19 protein-coding genes are annotated in these 16,785 nt (G+C 64.5%); 8 read left to right on the plus strand and 11 right to left on the minus strand.

Annotation, left to right across the window (positions count from 1 at the left end; translation table 11 throughout):
* Nucleotides 1–248: 248 nt before the first annotated feature.
* The gene (locus tag PVZ78_RS23395) at nucleotides 249–1,160 is read right to left on the minus strand and encodes a LysR substrate-binding domain-containing protein (RefSeq protein WP_009046727.1); all 912 of its coding nucleotides are present in this window, start codon (nucleotides 1,158–1,160) and stop codon (nucleotides 249–251) included.
* Between the two features lie 142 nt (nucleotides 1,161–1,302).
* On the opposite strand from PVZ78_RS23395, the gene PVZ78_RS23400 reads away from it, so the two are divergent.
* From PVZ78_RS23400 to PVZ78_RS23410, 3 genes are all read left to right on the plus strand, one after another.
* Entirely contained in the window at nucleotides 1,303–1,941 is a 639-nt protein-coding gene (locus tag PVZ78_RS23400) for an FMN-dependent NADH-azoreductase (protein ID WP_009046728.1), read from the plus strand.
* A 9-nt stretch (nucleotides 1,942–1,950) separates the two neighbouring features.
* A complete protein-coding gene (locus tag PVZ78_RS23405; protein WP_009046729.1) occupies nucleotides 1,951–2,256 on the plus strand; it encodes a DMT family transporter in 306 nt (101 codons plus the stop codon).
* 307 nt (nucleotides 2,257–2,563) lie between these two features.
* Nucleotides 2,564–3,454 carry an esterase/lipase family protein gene (locus PVZ78_RS23410; RefSeq protein ID WP_198919683.1) on the plus strand — a complete coding sequence of 297 codons (891 nt, stop codon included), beginning with the start codon at nucleotides 2,564–2,566 and terminating at the stop codon, nucleotides 3,452–3,454.
* Between the two features lie 103 nt (nucleotides 3,455–3,557).
* On the opposite strand, the gene PVZ78_RS23415 is transcribed toward PVZ78_RS23410, so the two are convergent.
* Nucleotides 3,558–4,445 carry a DMT family transporter gene (locus PVZ78_RS23415; RefSeq protein WP_009046731.1) on the minus strand — a complete coding sequence of 296 codons (888 nt, stop codon included), beginning with the start codon at nucleotides 4,443–4,445 and terminating at the stop codon, nucleotides 3,558–3,560.
* 97 nt (nucleotides 4,446–4,542) lie between these two features.
* Between PVZ78_RS23415 and PVZ78_RS23420 the strand changes: the two genes are divergently transcribed.
* The 3 genes from PVZ78_RS23420 to PVZ78_RS23430 all read left to right on the plus strand — a co-directional run bounded on the left by PVZ78_RS23420 (nucleotide 4,543) and on the right by PVZ78_RS23430 (nucleotide 6,876).
* Nucleotides 4,543–5,331, plus strand: coding sequence for an AraC family transcriptional regulator (locus tag PVZ78_RS23420; protein WP_273829329.1), 789 nt, complete (start codon nucleotides 4,543–4,545; stop codon nucleotides 5,329–5,331).
* A 71-nt stretch (nucleotides 5,332–5,402) separates the two neighbouring features.
* Entirely contained in the window at nucleotides 5,403–5,702 is a 300-nt protein-coding gene (locus PVZ78_RS23425; protein ID WP_009046733.1) for a PsiF family protein, read from the plus strand.
* 163 nt (nucleotides 5,703–5,865) lie between these two features.
* Complete coding sequence (locus PVZ78_RS23430) at nucleotides 5,866–6,876, plus strand: AI-2E family transporter (RefSeq protein ID WP_009046734.1); 1,011 nt, start codon at nucleotides 5,866–5,868, stop codon at nucleotides 6,874–6,876.
* A gap of 123 nt (nucleotides 6,877–6,999) precedes the next feature.
* Here the strand turns inward: PVZ78_RS23430 and PVZ78_RS23435 are convergent, their stop codons facing one another.
* Nucleotides 7,000–8,265 carry an Hsp70 family protein gene (locus tag PVZ78_RS23435; RefSeq protein ID WP_009046735.1) on the minus strand — a complete coding sequence of 422 codons (1,266 nt, stop codon included), beginning with the start codon at nucleotides 8,263–8,265 and terminating at the stop codon, nucleotides 7,000–7,002.
* Between the two features lie 299 nt (nucleotides 8,266–8,564).
* Here PVZ78_RS23435 and PVZ78_RS23440 point away from each other — a divergent pair, with 299 nt between their 5' ends.
* Nucleotides 8,565–9,503 (plus strand): DnaJ C-terminal domain-containing protein, encoded by a 939-nt coding sequence (locus PVZ78_RS23440; RefSeq protein ID WP_009046736.1) that lies wholly within the window; start codon nucleotides 8,565–8,567, stop codon nucleotides 9,501–9,503.
* Between the two features lie 41 nt (nucleotides 9,504–9,544).
* Complete coding sequence (locus tag PVZ78_RS23445; RefSeq protein WP_009046737.1) at nucleotides 9,545–9,847, plus strand: chaperone modulator CbpM; 303 nt, start codon at nucleotides 9,545–9,547, stop codon at nucleotides 9,845–9,847.
* A 316-nt stretch (nucleotides 9,848–10,163) separates the two neighbouring features.
* Here the strand turns inward: PVZ78_RS23445 and PVZ78_RS23450 are convergent, their stop codons facing one another.
* The 8 genes from PVZ78_RS23450 to urtE all read right to left on the minus strand — a co-directional run bounded on the left by PVZ78_RS23450 (nucleotide 10,164) and on the right by urtE (nucleotide 16,672).
* Nucleotides 10,164–11,306, minus strand: coding sequence for a sensor histidine kinase (locus tag PVZ78_RS23450; RefSeq protein ID WP_103331461.1), 1,143 nt, complete (start codon nucleotides 11,304–11,306; stop codon nucleotides 10,164–10,166).
* Nucleotides 11,307–11,444: 138 nt separating this feature from the next.
* Nucleotides 11,445–13,145, minus strand: coding sequence for an urease subunit alpha (ureC, locus tag PVZ78_RS23455; RefSeq protein ID WP_009046739.1), 1,701 nt, complete (start codon nucleotides 13,143–13,145; stop codon nucleotides 11,445–11,447).
* 140 nt (nucleotides 13,146–13,285) lie between these two features.
* Nucleotides 13,286–13,591: an urease subunit beta gene (locus PVZ78_RS23460; protein ID WP_009046740.1), complete on the minus strand. Its 306-nt coding sequence runs from the start codon at nucleotides 13,589–13,591 to the stop codon at nucleotides 13,286–13,288.
* Nucleotides 13,588–14,121, minus strand: a complete 534-nt coding sequence (locus PVZ78_RS23465; RefSeq protein ID WP_273829330.1) for a GNAT family N-acetyltransferase — start codon at nucleotides 14,119–14,121, stop codon at nucleotides 13,588–13,590. Before PVZ78_RS23465 ends, PVZ78_RS23460 begins: the two co-directional genes overlap by 4 nt.
* Before the next feature lie 6 nt (nucleotides 14,122–14,127).
* Nucleotides 14,128–14,661, minus strand: coding sequence for a GNAT family N-acetyltransferase (locus PVZ78_RS23470; protein ID WP_009046742.1), 534 nt, complete (start codon nucleotides 14,659–14,661; stop codon nucleotides 14,128–14,130).
* 9 nt (nucleotides 14,662–14,670) lie between these two features.
* A complete protein-coding gene (ureA, locus tag PVZ78_RS23475; RefSeq protein ID WP_007927275.1) occupies nucleotides 14,671–14,973 on the minus strand; it encodes an urease subunit gamma in 303 nt (100 codons plus the stop codon).
* Between the two features lie 130 nt (nucleotides 14,974–15,103).
* The gene (locus PVZ78_RS23480; RefSeq protein WP_103331462.1) at nucleotides 15,104–15,943 is read right to left on the minus strand and encodes an urease accessory protein UreD; all 840 of its coding nucleotides are present in this window, start codon (nucleotides 15,941–15,943) and stop codon (nucleotides 15,104–15,106) included.
* Nucleotides 15,944–15,973: 30 nt separating this feature from the next.
* On the minus strand, nucleotides 15,974–16,672 hold the full coding sequence (gene urtE / locus PVZ78_RS23485) for an urea ABC transporter ATP-binding subunit UrtE (protein WP_273829331.1): 699 nt from the start codon (nucleotides 16,670–16,672) through the stop codon (nucleotides 15,974–15,976).
* Nucleotides 16,673–16,785 lie beyond the last annotated feature (113 nt).

A 16,785-nucleotide genomic window follows, 5' to 3' on the forward strand; every position in this document is an offset into this window, starting at 1 on the left:
TCCTACGGGGAGGATGGCCCCACGCATCCAGTGTAGGAGCGAAGCTTGCTCGCGATGAACGATAACGCGGTACTACAGGCACTCCGCGGCGTCTGAATCGCGGGCAAGCCTCGCTCCTACGGGGAGGATGGCCCCACGCATCCAGTGTAGGAACGAAGCTTGCTCGCGATGAACGATAACGCGGTACTACAGGCACTCCGCGGCGCCTGAATCGCGGGCAAGCCTCGCTCCTACCTGTTCGGCGGGCCTCAGCCGGCGGTGAGCATCGGATGTCCGGCCGCCTGGGCCTCTTCGCGCAACCACTGGAAAAACGCCCGCACCGGCGGATGCCGTTCGCGCCCGGGCACGCACAAGGCGCTGTAGCCTGCACCGTCGACATGGATCTGCGGGCGATACGGCACCAGCAGGCCGCTGGTCACGCTCTCCGACACCAGGATATTGCTGGCCAGCACCAGGCCCTGGCCGGCAATGGCCGCTTGCAGGGCGTAGTGCTCCTCGTCGTATTCGCGAAACACCGGGCGATCCCGCATCCAACTTTCCTGCGCCTTGTCGCACCAGGCCTCCCAGCCATGGGCATAGAGCTTGGAGTTGTGCCAGCGCACGCTGATCAGCGTCGGCGTTTGCTGGCGGGCCAGGGCCACCTGTTCCGGCGAGCCGTAGACCGCGAAGCACTCGTCGAACAGGCACAGCCCATAGAGGTTCGGGTAGTCGTCCAGGCTGTAGCGGATCACCAGGTCGACGCTCGCGTCCTGCTGCAGGTCGATGACCTCGCAATTGGTGTCCAGGCGCAGGTTGATGTTCGGGTGCCGGGCATAAAAACGCCCCAGGCGCGGCACCAGCCACAGCGCGGCGAAGGCTGGCGTGGTGGAGATCATCAGGTTCGCGCCGCTGCGTTGCGGGCGCAGGCTGTCGACGCTCTGCGCCACTTCCAGCAAGGCGCCGTGCAGGCTGTGGAACAGGCGCTCGCCGCATTCGGTCAGGCGCACCTGGCGTGGCAGGCGCTGGAACAGCGGCACGCCCAGCCAGCTTTCCAGGGAGCGGATCTGGTGGGAAATCGCCGTGGGCGTGACCGACAGCTCCTCGGCAGCGGCCTTGAAACTCAAGAGCCGGGACGCCGATTCGAAGGCGCGCAAAGCGGTCAGCGGCAGGTTGGCAAACATACAGGGTCACCTTATGGGTGAAATGGATTCATCCTGATCAACTATTGCTCATTTGTTCCATGGGGCCGGCATCAATAGCTTTATTCCCGCCCAGGAAGGCTTTTTACGGTCTTCCAGAATGATCCAGGATGAGGAATGACAGATGAGCAGAATTCTAGCAGTACATGGCAGCCCCCGTGGCGAACGCTCCCATTCGCGGCGGCTGACGGAACGCTTTCTCCAGGCCTGGCTCGAGGCCCATCCCCAGGGCCAGCTGACCCGTCGGGAAGTCGGCCGCGCTTCGCTGCCCCATGTCAGCGAGGCCTTCGTCGCCGCGGCGTTTTATCCCGAGCCGCAGGCGCGGCCCTTGTCGATGCAGGCCGACCTGGCCCTGAGCGACGAGTTGGTGACCGAGTTGCTGGAGCATGAGCTGCTGGTGATCTCGGCGCCGATGTACAACTTCAGCGTGCCCAGCGGCCTCAAGGCCTGGGTCGACCAGATCGTGCGCCTGGGCCTGACCTTCAATACCGTGCAGGACAACGGTATCGCCCAGTACGAGCCGCTGGTGCGGGGCAAGAAAGCGCTGATCGTCACCAGTCGCGGCGGCTTCGGCTTTGGTCCGGGTGGCGAGCTGGAAGCCATGAACCACGCCGATCCGTGGTTGCGTACCGCGCTGGGCTTTATCGGCATCGAGGACGTCACGGTGGTCGCGGCCGAAGGCGAGGAGTCGGCCGAGCGCACGTTCCAGGTGTCCTGCGCCGAAGCCGAGCAACGCCTGCTGGCGCTGGCACGGACCTTCTGAGGAGGCGACATGGCCTGGCTGTTCTTGCTGATCGCCGCCGCCTTCGAAGTCACCTTCGCCATGGGCATGAAGTACGCCGAGGGTTTCACCCGGCTCTGGCCGTCGCTGCTGACGGTGGTGGCCGCGCTGGGCGGCATCTACTTCCTGACCCTGGCGATGCGTGAACTGCCGGTGAGCATCGCCTACCCGATCTGGACCGCCATCGGTTCCCTGGGCACGGTGTTCCTCGGTTTTGCCTTGCTGGGGGAGAGCCTGACGCTGGTCAAGCTGGTGTCGGTGGGGCTGATCGTGGCCGGGGTGGTGGGGTTGAAATAGCCTATCCCTTGTAGGAGCGAAGCTTGCTCGCGATGGGCTGCGCAGCAGCCCCAAACCCGCTTCAGTTCTACTGGAAGAAATCCATTGCCTGAACCGGAGCTATCGCGAGCAAGCTTCGCTCCTACAGACCCGGGGCGATCCATTTATTGCCAATCCCCTGTATCGAGCTTGCTCGCGTTAGCCTCGGGGGAATGTCATACAGTGGTCGTGAAGCTGTCATCTTGGCTGTCGATGCTCTTGGCTGCTGCCGACATCCAGCCTCGGGCGCCGCGGTCCCTGATACAAGTCCGATCACAAGGATGTTCCCATGTCCCAAGAGCTTGCCACGCGTTACCCGCTGGTCCTGGTCCCCGGCATGCTGGGGTTTATCCGGCTGGTGCTGTACTCCTACTGGTTCGGCATCGAGTCGGCGTTGCGCCGCGGCGGGGCCACGGTGATTGCGGTGCAGGTTTCGCCGCTGCATAGCACTGAGGTGCGCGGCGAGCAGTTGCTGGCGCGGATCGAGGAGATCCGCCGCGAAACCGGCGCCGACAAGGTCAACCTGATCGGCCACAGCCAGGGGGCGCTCACCGCCCGCTATGCCGCGGCCAAACGCCCGGACTGGGTGGCCTCGGTGACCTCGGTGGCCGGGCCCAATCATGGCTCGGAGCTGGCCGACTACATCGAACGCCACCATTCCATCGACACCCTGCGCGGGCGGGTGCTGAGTTTTATCCTGCGGGTGATTGCCGTGTTGATGTGCTGGCTGGACACCGGCTATCGCGGGCCGAAGCTGCCGGCGGATATCCATGCCTCGCACCGCTCGCTGACCAGCGAGGGCGTGGTGCTGTTCAACCGCCAGTATCCCCAGGGCCTGCCGGAAACCTGGGGCGGGCAGGGGCCGGAAGAGGTCAACGGGGTGCGTTACTACTCCTGGTCCGGCACCTTGCAGCCGGGCAAGACCAATCGCGGGCGCAACCTGTTCGACGGCACCAATCGCAGCTGCCGGCTGTTCGCCAGGACCTTCGTCCGCGAAGCCGGGCAGTGCGATGGCATGGTCGGCCGCTACAGCTCGCACCTGGGCACGGTGATTGGCGACGATTACCCCCTGGATCATTTCGATATCGTCAACCAGTCCCTGGGGCTGGTGGGCCGGGGCGCGGAGCCGATCCGGCTGTTCGTCGAGCATGCGCAGCGATTGAAAGCGGCGGGGGTATAGCCAGGGAGAGATGTGGCGGTTTTGAGATTTATCGCGAGCAAGCTCGCTCCTACAGGATCGAGCCATCCCCTGTAGGAGCGAGCTTGCTCGCGATGACGATCTGTCAGGCGACGCTGACCTTGCGCCCCAGCACCGTGGTCCAGCGTTCCGACAGGATCACCCCGCCCAGGGTCAGCATCCCACCCACCAGGTGATACAGCGCCAGCTGTTCATGCAGCACCACGGCGGCGATCAGCGCGGTAATCAGCGGTAGCAGATTGAAGAACAGCGTGGTGCGGCTCGGCCCCAAGCGCACCACGGCCTGCATCCAGGCCAGCGGCGCGAGCATCGAGGCCAGCAGGCAGGCGTAGAGCACCAGGGGAATGTTGTGCAGGGTCAGGCCGGTTTTCGGCGAGGCCAAGAACAGCGGAAACAGCACCACCACGGCCACCAGCACCTGCAGGTACAGCAGCACCAGCGGCGGCAGGCGCAGCTGCCATTTTTTCAGCAGGGTGCTGTAGATCGCGTAGGCCAGGGTGGCGATCAGCATCATCGCGTCGCCCAGGTTCACGCCGTGTTCCAGCAGCACCTCGAGGCTGCCGGACGACACCACCACCAGCACCCCGGCAAACGACAGCACCGCACCGACCAGGGCACCGGCCGTCAGGCGTTGGCCGAGGCTGGCGATCGCCATGGCCAGCGACATCAGCGGCATCAGCGAAAGAATGATGCCCATGTTGGTGGCCGAGGTCAGTGTCGCGGCGAAGTACGCCAGGCTCTGGTACACCGCCATGCCCAGCACGCCGAGGATGAAGATCTTGCCCAGGTTCGGGCGGATCACCGCCCAGTGGGCGACCACCGCCTTGAGCATGAACGGCGTGAACAGCAGGCCGGCCAGCAGCCAGCGATAGAAACCGATCTCCGCGGGGAAGATCGCCCCGACCGCCAGCTTGTTGATGACGGTATTGCCGGCCCAGATAAAGACGGCCAGTAACGGATAAGCGTATTGCATGAGGAAAAACCAGAACGTTGATGAAGGGTGATTATCCCTCTGTCTGGATCAAAGCCTATACTTCGATCCAGACAACCCGCCCTTGAATCCGGACAGCATGAGCAAAAAACACATCGACCTGCTGCCCTTCAGCGGTCTGCCGGCCCCGGTGTACTTTCGTTATGCCGATTTCGACGCCCACAGCCATGCGCTGGAGCATCGTCATCCCTGGGGCTGCCTGGAGTATTCGGCCCACGGCGTGATGCACATGGAGATCGCCGGCCAGCGCTTCATGTCGCCGCCGCAGTACGCCATCTGGATTCCGCCGGACACCGAGCACAGCTTCTACAGCCCGCAGCCGATCGTATACCGCGCCGTGTGCCTGGCCCCGGAGCTGTGCCGGGTGCTGCCGCAGCAGGCCTGCACCCTGGCCATCAGCGATATTCTCAAGGCGATCCTCAAGGACTTCGCCGCGCGCGACGTACAGATCCCCGAGCAGGAAACGGACAGCCGCCTGGCCCAGGTAATGCTCGACCAGTTACAGCAGGCGCCGGTGCATGACGGTTACCTGCCTTATGCCAGCAGCCCGGCCTTGCTCGGCGTGCTGGAGGCATTGCAGGCCACCCCGGGGGATAACCGCGCGCTGGCCGATTGGGCGCGGCAGATCCATGTCAGCGAACGCACCCTGGCCCGGCAATTCGTGCGCGAGCTGGGCATGAGTTTTGGCGAGTGGCGCCAGCGCCTGCGCTTCCTGGCGTCCATCGAGGCGCTGGACAGTGCGCGCAGTGTCCAGGAGGTGGCGTTCGACATGGGCTACAGCAGCGCCTCGGCGTTTATCGCGATGTTCCAGCGCCAGGCCGGCTGCACGCCCGAGCAGTACCGGCGCACCAGCCTACAGAACAGGTGAACCTGTAACAGGGTTTGTCTACACTGCGCTGGAGGCCGCGCCCGTCGGTGCGGTAACAAGGAGAAAACTCCATGAAGATGCTGCGTATCCCTTTGTTGATGGTTGGCCTGCTGCTCTGTTCCCAAGGATTTGCCGCCACCGCCCAGCAGAACAAGATGACCACGTGCAACGCCGACGCCACCGCCAAAGCCCTCAAGGGCGATGAACGCAAAGCCTTTATGAGCACCTGCCTGAAAGCCACCCCGGCTGCCGCGGCGACCCCGTCCACCCCGCAGGAACGGATGAAGACCTGCAACGCCGACGCCACCGCCAAAGCCCTCAAGGGCGACGAGCGCAAGACCTTCATGAGCACCTGCCTGAAGAAGCAATAACCTTTTCCCTCGCAGGCGCGAGCTTGTTCACGATCCGGTCGCGGCAGTTTGCCTGACACACTCTGTATCGTTGATCGCCAGCAAACCCGCGCCTGTCGGCCTCGCATCGTCAGTGCAACGCTGGCAGACTGCCAATCCTTTCACGCTGTTTGTTTGAGGCTGTATGCCAACGTTTTCTCAGCGTCATCTGTTGTTGTTCAGTTGGGTGATCATCTTCGGCGGCCTGCTGCTGGTAATACCGTTGCGGCTATTACCGAGCCTGCTGGCGGGCCTGCTGGTGTTCGAACTGGTCAACATGCTCACCCCGCAATTGCAACGGCTGATCGAAGGTCGGCGGGCGCGCTGGTTGGCGGTGGCCCTGCTCGGCACCCTGGTGGTCAGCGTGCTGACGCTGCTGTTCGCCGGCGCCATCAGCTTCCTGCTGCACGAAGCGGAAAATCCGGGGGCTTCCCTGGACAAATTCATGGCGGTGGTGGACAAGGCGCGCGGCCAGTTGCCGCCGTTCCTCGACTCCTATCTGCCGGCCAGCGCGGCGGAGTTCCAGGTGGCCATCGGCGCCTGGGCCAGCAAGCACCTGAGCGAGCTGCAACTGGTGGGCAAGGACGCGGCGCACATGTTCGTGACCTTGCTGATCGGTATGGTGCTGGGGGCGATCATCGCCTTGCAGCGCGTGCCCGACCTGACCAAGCGCAAGCCGCTGGCGGCCGCGCTGTTCGACCGCCTGCACCTGCTGGTCCAGGCCTTTCGCAACATTGTGTTCGCGCAGATCAAGATTTCCCTGCTCAACACCTTCTTCACCGGGATCTTCCTCGCGCTGATCCTGCCGATGTTCGGCGTCAAGCTGCCGCTGACCAAGACCCTGATCGTGCTGACCTTCCTCTTGGGGCTGTTGCCGGTGATCGGCAACCTGATCTCCAACACCCTGATCACCATCGTCGGCATGTCGCTGTCGATCTGGGTGGCCGCGGCGGCGCTGGGCTACCTGATCTTTATCCACAAGCTGGAATACTTCCTCAACGCGCGGATCGTCGGCGGGCAGATCAGTGCCAAGTCCTGGGAATTGCTGTTGGCGATGCTGGTGTTCGAGGCGGCGTTCGGCCTGCCGGGGGTGGTGGCCGGGCCGATCTATTACGCCTACCTGAAGAGTGAATTGAAGCAGGCGGGGTTGGTTTGAGCTGACGCTATCCCTGTAGCCGCTGCCGAAGGCTGCGATCGGCCGAAGGCCGTAGCGATCTCAAAATCGCTGAAGGTCCTGCGGACCTTATCGCAGCCTGCGGCAGCGGCTACAGGGGGGCGTTTAGCCGTAGCGTTTCTTCGCTTCGATGGCCAGGCCGCTGCCGATGCTGCCGAAGATGTTGCCTTCGACGTGGCGTGCGTTGGGCAGCATGTCCGCGACGCTCTGGCGCAGGGCCGGGATGCCGCTGGAGCCGCCGGTGAAGAACACCGTATCGACCTGGCCGACGCCGACATTGGCATCGCCCAGCAGTTGCGTGACGCTGCCGCGGATGCGCTCCAGCAGGCTGTCGATGGACGACTCGAACAGCGCCCGGCTCAAGTCCACGCTCAGGCCCGCCTCGATACGGTCCAGGGGCACCACGCGGTTGTCGGCGTGGGTCAGCTGGATCTTGGTCTCTTCCACCTCCATCGCCAGCCAGTGTCCGGCGCGCTGCTCGATCAGCTTGAACAGGCGGTCGATGCCGCCGGTGTCTTCGATGTCGTAGCGCATGCTGCCCAGGGCCAGCTGGGACTTCTGCGAGTACACCGAGTTGATGGTGTGCCAGGTCGCCAGGTTCATGTGGGTGCTGGTGGGCATGTAGGCGCCGCTCTTCATCCGGCTGCCGTAGCCGAACAGCGGCATCAGGCCCTGGAGGCTCAACTGCTTGTCGAAATCGGTCCCGCCGATGTGCACGCCGCCGGTGGCGAGGATGTCCTCGTGGCGGTTGTCCAGGCCACGGCGCTCGGGCGACAGGCGCACCAGGGAGAAGTCGGAAGTACCACCGCCGATGTCGACGATCAGCACCAGCTCTTCGCGTTCGATGGTCGACTCGTAGTCGAAGGCCGCGGCGATCGGCTCGTACTGGAAGGAGACTTCTTTGAAGCCCAGCTTGCGCGCCACTTCCACCAGGGTGTCCTGGGCCTCCTGGTCGGCGGCGGCATCGTCATCGACGAAAAACACCGGGCGGCCCAGTACCACTTCCTCGAACTCCCGGCCAGCGGCAGCTTCGGCGCGGTTCTTGAGCTGGCCGATGAACAGGCCCAGCAGGTCCTTGAACGGCATCGCCGTGCCCAGCACGCTGGTGTCGTGCTTGATCAGCTTGGAGCCCAGCAGGCTCTTCAGCGAGCGCATCAGCCGGCCTTCGTAGCCCTCCAGGTACTCGTGCAGCGCCAGGCGGCCATACACCGGACGGCGTTCTTCGATGTTGAAGAAGACCACCGACGGCAGGGTGATCTTGTCGTCTTCCAGCGCAATCAGCGTTTCCATGCCGGGGCGCAGCCAGCCGACCGTGGAGTTGGACGTGCCGAAGTCGATACCGCAGGCACGGGCCGCAGATGCGTTTTTCATGTCTTTCGAGTTCCGGTTGGAAAAAACGGCCGCGCAGTGTATGCCAGTCGTTCGCAGAATCGAAGGCCGACTATCCGCTAAATCGAAACCCGCAAGACTTGAAAGACTATTCTTTACCCCAAACTTGCAGGCATGGGCCGGGCAGCCATCGGGCGGTCGCAAGAACCGCCGCCAGCTGCCGATAAACTTCTGCTGCGCCGCGTGAGTCACAGTATTGAGATCGATCAGCCTTGACGCTGCTCAAGAGTGCATGCTGTACGTCCCGCCGCGCCACATTGATAACGGATGGTGATCCTTAGATGGACTTCAAAGACTATTACAAGATTCTCGGGGTGGAGCCGACGGCGGACGACAAGGCGATCAAGGCCGCCTATCGCAAGCTGGCGCGCAAATACCACCCCGATGTCAGCAAGGAAAAAGACGCCGAAGCCAAGTTCAAGGACGCGTCGGAAGCCTATGAAGCGCTGAAAAGCGCGGACAAGCGGGCCGAATACGACGACCTGCGGCGTTATGGCCAGCACGGCCAGCCGTTCCAGGGCCCACCGGGCTGGAAAGGCCGCGCGGATGCGGGCGGTTTCGGCGATGGCGGGGACTTTTCGGACTTCTTCAGTTCGATCTTCGGCAACCGCGGGCCGGGTTTCGGCGGTGGACAATCGCGCAGCGCCGGGCGCAGGGGGCAAGACGTGGAAATGGAATTACCGATCTTCCTGGAAGAAACCCTGTCGGCCGAGTCGAAGAAGGTCAGCTTCAAGGTGCCGCAGTACAACGCCGCCGGGCAGCATGTCAGCAACACCAGCAAGAGCCTGAACGTGAAGATCCCGGCCGGCGTCGCCGACGGCGAGCGCATCCGCCTCAAGGGCCAGGGCGCGCCCGGTGTCGGCGGCGGGGCCAATGGCGACCTGTACCTGACCATTCGTTTCGCGCCCCATCCGAAGTTCGATATCGAGGGCGAGAACCTGATCATCACCCTGCCGCTGGCCCCTTGGGAGCTGGCGCTGGGGACCGAGGTCGCGGTGCCGACCCTGACCGGCAAGATCAACCTCAAGGTGCCGGCCGGCAGCCAGAACGGCCAGCGCATGCGCGCCAAGGGCCATGGCCTGCTGAACAAGGCCGGGCATCGCGGTTATCTGTTCGTGCAGCTCAAGGCCGTGATGCCCAAGGCTTGCGGCGACGACGTCAAGGCGTTGTGGCAGGAGCTGGCGAAGAAGGCCGCCTTCAACCCGCGGGAGCATTTCTGATCCGCAACCCATTCTGATCTGGAACATAGGAGTCGCTGACCATGAGCACCCTGATCGTTCAGCTGGATATGGAAGAGTTCTGCGAGGTGGCCGATCTGCCGGCCGCCTATGTGATGGAAATCGTCGAGCACGGGATCCTCGATCCCCATGGCGCGGCGCCCCGCGACTGGCGCTTCACCGACTATGAACTGGCGGTCGCCAAGCGCGCCGCCAAGTTGCGGCGCGACCTGGAATTGGAGTGGGAAGGCGTCGCCCTGGCGCTGGAACTGCTCGACGAAGTCCGCGAGTTGCGCACGGAAAACCAGATGCTCAAGCAGCGCCTGGGGCGCCTGCTCGCCGACTGAGACTGCGCGTTATCGTTCATCGCGCTCCTACGGAGGCATGGGTGGTGATGTTGTAGCCGCTGCCGAGCCCGCGAGGCTGCGATCGGCCGCGAAGCGGTCGCAAAACCGGGCAACCCGTTCTTCCAGACACACCCCATGCCCAGGCTTTGCGAGGACTTCGTCCTCGATCGCAGCCTCGCGGGCTCGGCAGCGGCTACGGTGCGTTCGTCTCTATAGCGGTTGGAAGGCTCGGGCATCGTCCATCGCGAGCAATGGCGCGTCGGCCGGCCGCTCCTACAGAAGCATGGGCAGCGGCTACAGGGTTCTGTGTTGGCGGCTACAACGATTCGGCGCGGGATACTCGTGGCAGGGTCACGGTGAAGGTGGTGCCATCGCTCTCGTTGGAGCTGACCTCTATGCTGCCCTGGTGGGCGGTAACCACTTCCTTGACGATGAACAGGCCCAGGCCGAGGCTGGTGGAAGGGCTGCCGAGCTCTTCGTTGGCACTGCGCACCAGGGGATCGAAGAGGGTGCCTAGGGCTTCCTTGGGAATCGGCGGGCCGTAGTTGTGGATGGTCAGCAGCACCTGCTCGGCGCTGCCAGTGAGGGTCACGGTCACGGTGCGACTGTTGCTGCCATGCTGCAGGGCATTGCCGATCAGGTTCTGCAGCATCTGTTCGATACGCCCGCGATCCCAGATGCCATGGCTGTCGCCATGGAAGTTCAGCGCCGGTGTGCAGTCCGGCTGGCCGGCGCAGGCTTCGTCCATGGCGGCCTTGATGGCACTGGCCATGTCCATGGGCGCCGGCTCGATGGGCAGGCTGCTGCCCAGGCGGCTGCGCACGAACTCCAGCAGGTCGCCGACCATCGCCGCCATGTGCCTGGCGCCACTCTTGATCCGCGACACATAGGCCAGCGCATCGGCGTCCAGCGCGACTTTGCGCGCCAGCATCTCGGTGGACATGCTCACCGCCTGCAAGGGCGCGCGCAGGTCGTGGCCGAGAATCGCCAGGAAGATATCCCGCGAGCGGTTGACCTGCTCGGCATAGGCCGTGGTGGATTCGGCCAGCGCCTCGTCGATGGCTTCGTTGAAACGGATCATGTCCTGGAAATAGGCCAGCTGCGGCGACTCCAGGCTGGTGACCCAGAGACGGATCACGCAGGCGCGCAGGTGGCGGAATTCCGAGGTCATCTGTACCAGGTCGAAGCCGACGTTGTGGCGCAATTCGCCATGGCTGGCGGCGGCCTCGTCGAGGCTCGGGGTCTTCTCCGGGCCTTCGCCCCTGGCCTTGGCCGCCTGTTCGCTGGCGGTCTGGGCGGTGCGCATGTCGCGAGCGGCGGCCAGCAGGATGGACTTGGCATGGTCGCGCAATTGCAGGCGGGTCAGGGAGTCGGTTTCGGGGGCGATGGATCGGGCGAATTGCTCCCACTCATCAACGATTCGATCAACCTGTTGCACGATGAAGTCGGGTAGACGCATGGCCGGGAACCTTGTCAGGCAGCAAGAGTGAGAACGGCCTGTCGAATTCTAGCCGCGATTGAGCCGTTCAACACGGCAAGACGTCCGGCTTTGCTGACCGTTGGGCGGCCCGCATGGGCGCCCGTTGGATCCAGGTTTCTAGAACAGAAAGTAGCGCTGGGCCATCGGCAACACGTCCGCCGGCTCGCACCACAGCAGCACACCGTCGGCCTTGACCTGATAGGTCTGCGGGTCGACCTCGATATCCGGCAGGTAGTCGTTGTGGATCAGGTCGGTCTTTTGCACGTCGCGGCAGCCCTTGACCACCGCGATCTGCTTTTTCAGCCCCAGTTGCTGCGGCACCCCGGCCTCCAGCGCGGCCTGGCTGATAAAGGTCAGGCTGGTGGCGTGCCGACTGCCGCCGTAACTGGCGAACATCGGCCGGTAATGCACCGGCTGCGGGGTCGGGATCGAGGCGTTGGCGTCGCCCATCAGGCTGGCGGCGATGGCCCCGCCCTTGAGGATCAGCGTCGGCTTGACTCCGAAGAACGCCGGACGCCAGAGCACCAGGTCGGCCCATTTGCCGATTTCGATGGAGCCCACTTCGTGGCTGATGCCGTGGGTGATCGCCGGATTGATGGTGTATTTGGCGATGTAGCGCTTGACCCGGAAGTTGCTGTTGCCGGCACCGTCGCCCGGCAGCGGGCCGCGCTGGCGGTGCATCTTGTCGGCGGTCTGCCAGGTGCGGGTGATGACCTCGCCGACCCGGCCCATGGCCTGGCTGTCGGAGCTGATCATCGAGAAGGCGCCCAGGTCGTGGAGGATGTCTTCGGCGGCGATGGTTTCGCGGCGGATGCGGCTTTCGGCGAAGGCCACGTCCTCGGCGATGCTCGGGTCGAGGTGGTGGCAGACCATCAACATGTCCAGGTGTTCGTCGATGGTGTTGCGGGTGAATGGCCGGGTCGGGTTGGTCGAGCTCGGCAGCACATTGGGGAAGCCGCAGGCCTTGATGATGTCCGGGGCGTGGCCGCCGCCGGCGCCTTCGGTGTGATAGGTGTGGATGGTGCGGCCCTTGAAGGCGCCGAGGGTGGTCTCGACGAAGCCCGACTCGTTGAGGGTGTCGGTGTGGATCGCCACCTGCACGTCGTACTGGTCGGCGACGCTCAGGCAGTTGTCGATGCTGGCCGGGGTGGTGCCCCAATCTTCGTGGAGCTTGAGGCCGATGGCCCCGGCCTTGACCTGCTCGATCAGAGGCTCCGGCAGGCTGGCGTTGCCCTTGCCGGTGAAGCCGATGTTCATCGGGAACGAGTCCGCCGCCTGGAGCATGCGCGCCATATGCCAGGGCCCGGAGGTGCAGGTGGTGGCGTTGGTGCCGGTGGCCGGCCCGGTGCCGCCGCCGATCATGGTGGTGACGCCGCTCATCAGCGCCTCTTCGATCTGCTGCGGGCAGATGAAGTGGATATGGGTGTCGATGCCGCCGGCGGTGAGGATCATGCCCTCGCCGGCGATGACTTCGGTGCTGGCGCCGACGGCGATGGTCACGTCGGGCTGGATATCCGGGTTGCCGGCCTTGCCGATGGCGGCGATGCGCCCGTCCTTGAGGCCGACGTCGGCCTTGACGATGCCCCAGTGATCGATGATCAGCGCGTTGGTGATCAGGGTGTCGACCACTTCGGCCGCCAGCAGTTGGCCCTGGCCCATGCCGTCACGGATCACCTTGCCGCCGCCGAACTTCACTTCTTCGCCGTAGGTGGTGAAGTCCTTCTCGACTTCGATCCACAGCTCGGTATCGGCCAGGCGTACCTTGTCGCCGACGGTGGGGCCGAACATGTCGGCGTAGGCTTGTCTTGAAATCTTCATGTGCTTGCCTTGGGATTCAATTGGATTTGAGACCGCTCGCGTAGCTCGCTATTCGCGGGCAAGCCTCGCTCCTACATTTGATTGCATTCCCTTGTAGGAGCGAGGCTTGCCCGCGATGGCGTCAGAACAGGCAATGCACCTCAAAGGTCGCCCATGACCCGCCCGGCAAAACCGAACACCCGGCGATGCCCGGCCAGGTCCACCAGTTCCACCTCGCGGGTCTGCCCCGGCTCGAAGCGCACGGCGGTGCCGGCCGGGATGTTCAGGCGCATGCCTCGGCTGGCGGCGCGGTCGAAGGTCAGGGCGTCGTTGGTTTCGAAAAAGTGATAGTGCGAGCCCACCTGGATCGGCCGGTCGCCGCTGTTGGCGACGCTCAGGCTGAGGGTGCGGCGGCCGGCGTTGAGTTCGATGTCGCCGGGCTGGATCTGGTATTGGCCTGGAATCATACGGGTTGCCCCAGAGTCTTGAAGTAAATGGCGGTCGGGCTGTAGGTGCCGTCCGGGCTTTGGCAGTAGTTCGGCAGTTCGCCGACGCGGGTGTAGCCGAGGGCGCTGTAGAAGGCTTCGGCGTCCGAGCCAGCCTGGGTGTCCAGGTACAGCAGGCCGCGCTTGTGCTGGCGCGCCGCGAGCTCCACGGCGTGCATCAATTGCTGGCCCAGGCCACGGCGGCGGGCGTCGTGGCGCACCTGGAGCTTCTGCACTTCGGCGCGATTGAGGCCGTTGGGTTTCTGGCACAGCGTCAGTTGCACGCTGGCCAGGACTCGCTCGTCCTGCACCACCACCCACAGCAACAGGCTGCCGTCGGCCACGCTGGCCTGGACGCTGTTGACGTAGGCGCGGGCCTGTTCCTCGTCGAGGTCGGCCATGAAACCCACCGAGGCGCCGTGGCCCACGGCGTCGAACAACAGATCAATCAACCCCTGGCGATAGTGGGCAAAGCTCTCCGCATGGACTCGACGCAGTTGGGCAGCGTTCATCGGGTATCACTCCTTGTGGATAGTGGGCGGTAGCGCCCCCGGATCGAGGGTCAGCTGCATGAACGTCAGGTCCAGCCAGCGCCCGAACTTGGTGCCCACTTGCGGCATCTGTCCGGTGGTGACGAAGCCCAGGCGTTCGTGCAGGCGGATCGAGGCGGCATTGCCGCTTTCGATGGCCGCGACCATCACGTGCTTGTCGCAGGTCCTGGCGCGTTCGATCAGCGCTTGCATCAGGCGCGGGCCGAGGCCGTTGCCGCGCTGGTCGTTGCGCACATAGACCGAGTGCTCGACGGTATGGCGGAAGCCGTCGAAGGGCCGCCAGTCGCCGAACGAGGCATAACCGAGCACGCTGTCGTCGGCGTCGACCGCCACCAGCACCGGATAACCCTGGGCCTGGCGGGCGCTGAACCAGGCCTGGCGATTGCCCAGGTCCACGGCCTGCTCGTTCCAGATCGCCGTGGTGTTAAGCACGGCGTCGTTATAGATATCGCGGATCGCCGGCAGGTCGGCATGCACGGCATCGCGGATGGAATACGTCATGGCGTGGCCTCAGGCGATCGGTTGATGGACGGTGACCAGCTTGGTGCCGTCGGGGAAGGTCGCTTCCACCTGGATTTCCGGAATCATCTCCGGGATGCCTTCCATCACTTGTTCGCGGGTCAGCAGGGTGGTGCCGTAGTGCATCAGCTCGGCCACGGTCTGGCCGTCGCGGGCGCCTTCGAGCAGCGCCGCGGAAATGTAGGCCATGGCTTCCGGATAATTGAGCTTCACCCCCCGGGCCAGGCGTCGTTCGGCCACCAGGCCGGCGGTGAAGATCAGCAGTTTGTCTTTTTCGCGTGGGGTCAGGTCCATCGTTGGAAATCCGTTGTTGTAGGAGCGAGCTTGCTCGCGAAAAGTGTTAGCGATAATGCGTACTGCCTGAAGGAGCGCGGTGACTTGGCGTTTTTCGCGAGCAAGCTCGCTTCTACAGGGACATGGATATTCATGTGCTCCAGATCCTCGGCGGCAGCGCCTCGCGGCCCAGCAGGGCGGGGCGCAGCAGGCGCCACAGGTCGATCAGCCAGGCGCGGGCCAGCAGCGCTTCGCTGGCCAGGCAGCGGGCCACCAACAGGCCGGGCAGTTGCGTCAGGTCGCCGCGCACGGCATGAGGCAGTGCGCGGCAGCGTTCCAGCAACGGGCTGTCGATCTCGCCGGTGGCCAGCAAGGTGGCGAAGACCGGCTGGCCGTCCAGGCCGATCGGTGAGTCGAGCAAGCCGTCGCCGCCGACAATGCGCTGGCGTTCGTGCCAGAGCAACTGGCCGTCGCGGCGGATGTCCAGGTGCGACTGGAAATGCCCGAGGTCGAAGCGTTCGTCGCTGGCGGGGCGGCCGAGGGCCACCAGGTCCCAGTAGAACAGCCGGGCGTCGCCTTGCAGCTCGATGCGGGTGCTCAGCTCGGCCTGGGCGGCGCTGAACACGATGGTTTCCTGGGGCAGCCATTCCAGGGTGGCACCGGCGGCGACGCTCAAGTCCAGGGTCTGATAGGCCGGCGCGGTGGCGCGATACCACTTGGCGGCACCGGGGCTGGTCAGTTGCGCCCAGGCATCGCGTTCGACGCTGGCGCGGATCTGCAGGCGGTCGCCGCCGGCAATCCCGCCGGGCGGATGCACGATGATGTGCTGGCAGACTTCGGGGCCTTCGGCGTACAGATGCTTCTGCACCCGCAGCGGGCCCTTGTGCCGGCGCTGCACCGGGCGCGTGCTGTCGCCAAAGCGGGCGTAGCCGAGTTCCAGCTCGGCATGCCAGCTGGGGGTGAACAGGGCGGTGTGGGCAGGCAGATTCATGATTCGTGCTTAATGTCGGGACGTTACAGGTTAGATCGTAACCAGTCCGCGTACACCCTCGGCTTCCATATTTTCACCGCGGCCCTGCTGGACGATTTCGCCCCGGGACATCACCAGATACTGATCGGCCAGTTCGGCGGCGAAGTCGTAGAACTGTTCCACCAGCAGGATCGCCATGTCGCCGCGTGCCGCGAGTTTCTTGATCACCGCGCCGATCTCCTTGATCACCGACGGCTGGATGCCCTCGGTGGGCTCGTCGAGGATCAACAGCCGTGGCCGGCTGGCCAGGGCGCGGCCGATGGCCAGCTGCTGTTGCTGACCGCCGGACAGGTCGCCGCCGCGCCGCTGCTTCATTTGCAGCAGCACCGGGAACAGCTCGTAGATAAAGGCCGGCACTTCCTTGGCTTCGGAGCCGGGGAAACGCGACAAACCCATCAGCAGGTTTTCTTCCACGGTCAGGCGGCCGAAGATCTCCCGGCCCTGGGGCACGTAGGCGATGCCGGCATGCACCCGCTGATGGGGCTTGTAGGCGGTGATGGCCCGGCCTTCCCAGTTCACCGCGCCTTCCCTGGCCGGCAGCAGGCCCATCAGGCATTTGAGCAGGGTGGTCTTGCCCACCCCGTTGCGCCCGAGCAGGCAGGTGACCTCGCCGACCTTCACCTCGAAGCTCAGGCCCCGCAGGATGTGGCTACCGCCGTAGTACTGGTGCAGGTGTTGGACTTGTAGCATTGGAACTCCGTTAGTAGGGCTTCAAGCGGCAAGCTTCAAGCTGCAAGTAAGGGCGGGGGATGTGGCTTTGCTGTTCACTTGCCGCTTGAAGCTTGCGGCTTGAAGCTGGCCGA

Source organism: Pseudomonas sp. SBT1-2 (genome assembly GCF_028640875.1).
GTDB lineage: Bacteria > Pseudomonadota > Gammaproteobacteria > Pseudomonadales > Pseudomonadaceae > Aquipseudomonas > Aquipseudomonas chlororaphis_I.

Coding starts and splice junctions, on each gene's coding strand:
- PVZ78_RS23395 (WP_009046727.1), bottom strand. CDS start 1,160: ATGTTTGCCAACCTGCCGCTGACCGCTTTGCGCGCCTTCGAATCGGCG.
- PVZ78_RS23400 (WP_009046728.1), top strand. CDS start 1,303: ATGAGCAGAATTCTAGCAGTACATGGCAGCCCCCGTGGCGAACGCTCC.
- PVZ78_RS23405 (WP_009046729.1), top strand. CDS start 1,951: ATGGCCTGGCTGTTCTTGCTGATCGCCGCCGCCTTCGAAGTCACCTTC.
- PVZ78_RS23410 (WP_198919683.1), top strand. CDS start 2,564: ATGTCCCAAGAGCTTGCCACGCGTTACCCGCTGGTCCTGGTCCCCGGC.
- PVZ78_RS23415 (WP_009046731.1), bottom strand. CDS start 4,445: ATGCAATACGCTTATCCGTTACTGGCCGTCTTTATCTGGGCCGGCAAT.
- PVZ78_RS23420 (WP_273829329.1), top strand. CDS start 4,543: ATGAGCAAAAAACACATCGACCTGCTGCCCTTCAGCGGTCTGCCGGCC.
- PVZ78_RS23425 (WP_009046733.1), top strand. CDS start 5,403: ATGAAGATGCTGCGTATCCCTTTGTTGATGGTTGGCCTGCTGCTCTGT.
- PVZ78_RS23430 (WP_009046734.1), top strand. CDS start 5,866: ATGCCAACGTTTTCTCAGCGTCATCTGTTGTTGTTCAGTTGGGTGATC.
- PVZ78_RS23435 (WP_009046735.1), bottom strand. CDS start 8,265: ATGAAAAACGCATCTGCGGCCCGTGCCTGCGGTATCGACTTCGGCACG.
- PVZ78_RS23440 (WP_009046736.1), top strand. CDS start 8,565: ATGGACTTCAAAGACTATTACAAGATTCTCGGGGTGGAGCCGACGGCG.
- PVZ78_RS23445 (WP_009046737.1), top strand. CDS start 9,545: ATGAGCACCCTGATCGTTCAGCTGGATATGGAAGAGTTCTGCGAGGTG.
- PVZ78_RS23450 (WP_103331461.1), bottom strand. CDS start 11,306: ATGCGTCTACCCGACTTCATCGTGCAACAGGTTGATCGAATCGTTGAT.
- ureC (WP_009046739.1), bottom strand. CDS start 13,145: ATGAAGATTTCAAGACAAGCCTACGCCGACATGTTCGGCCCCACCGTC.
- PVZ78_RS23460 (WP_009046740.1), bottom strand. CDS start 13,591: ATGATTCCAGGCCAATACCAGATCCAGCCCGGCGACATCGAACTCAAC.
- PVZ78_RS23465 (WP_273829330.1), bottom strand. CDS start 14,121: ATGAACGCTGCCCAACTGCGTCGAGTCCATGCGGAGAGCTTTGCCCAC.
- PVZ78_RS23470 (WP_009046742.1), bottom strand. CDS start 14,661: ATGACGTATTCCATCCGCGATGCCGTGCATGCCGACCTGCCGGCGATC.
- ureA (WP_007927275.1), bottom strand. CDS start 14,973: ATGGACCTGACCCCACGCGAAAAAGACAAACTGCTGATCTTCACCGCC.
- PVZ78_RS23480 (WP_103331462.1), bottom strand. CDS start 15,943: ATGAATCTGCCTGCCCACACCGCCCTGTTCACCCCCAGCTGGCATGCC.
- urtE (WP_273829331.1), bottom strand. CDS start 16,672: ATGCTACAAGTCCAACACCTGCACCAGTACTACGGCGGTAGCCACATC.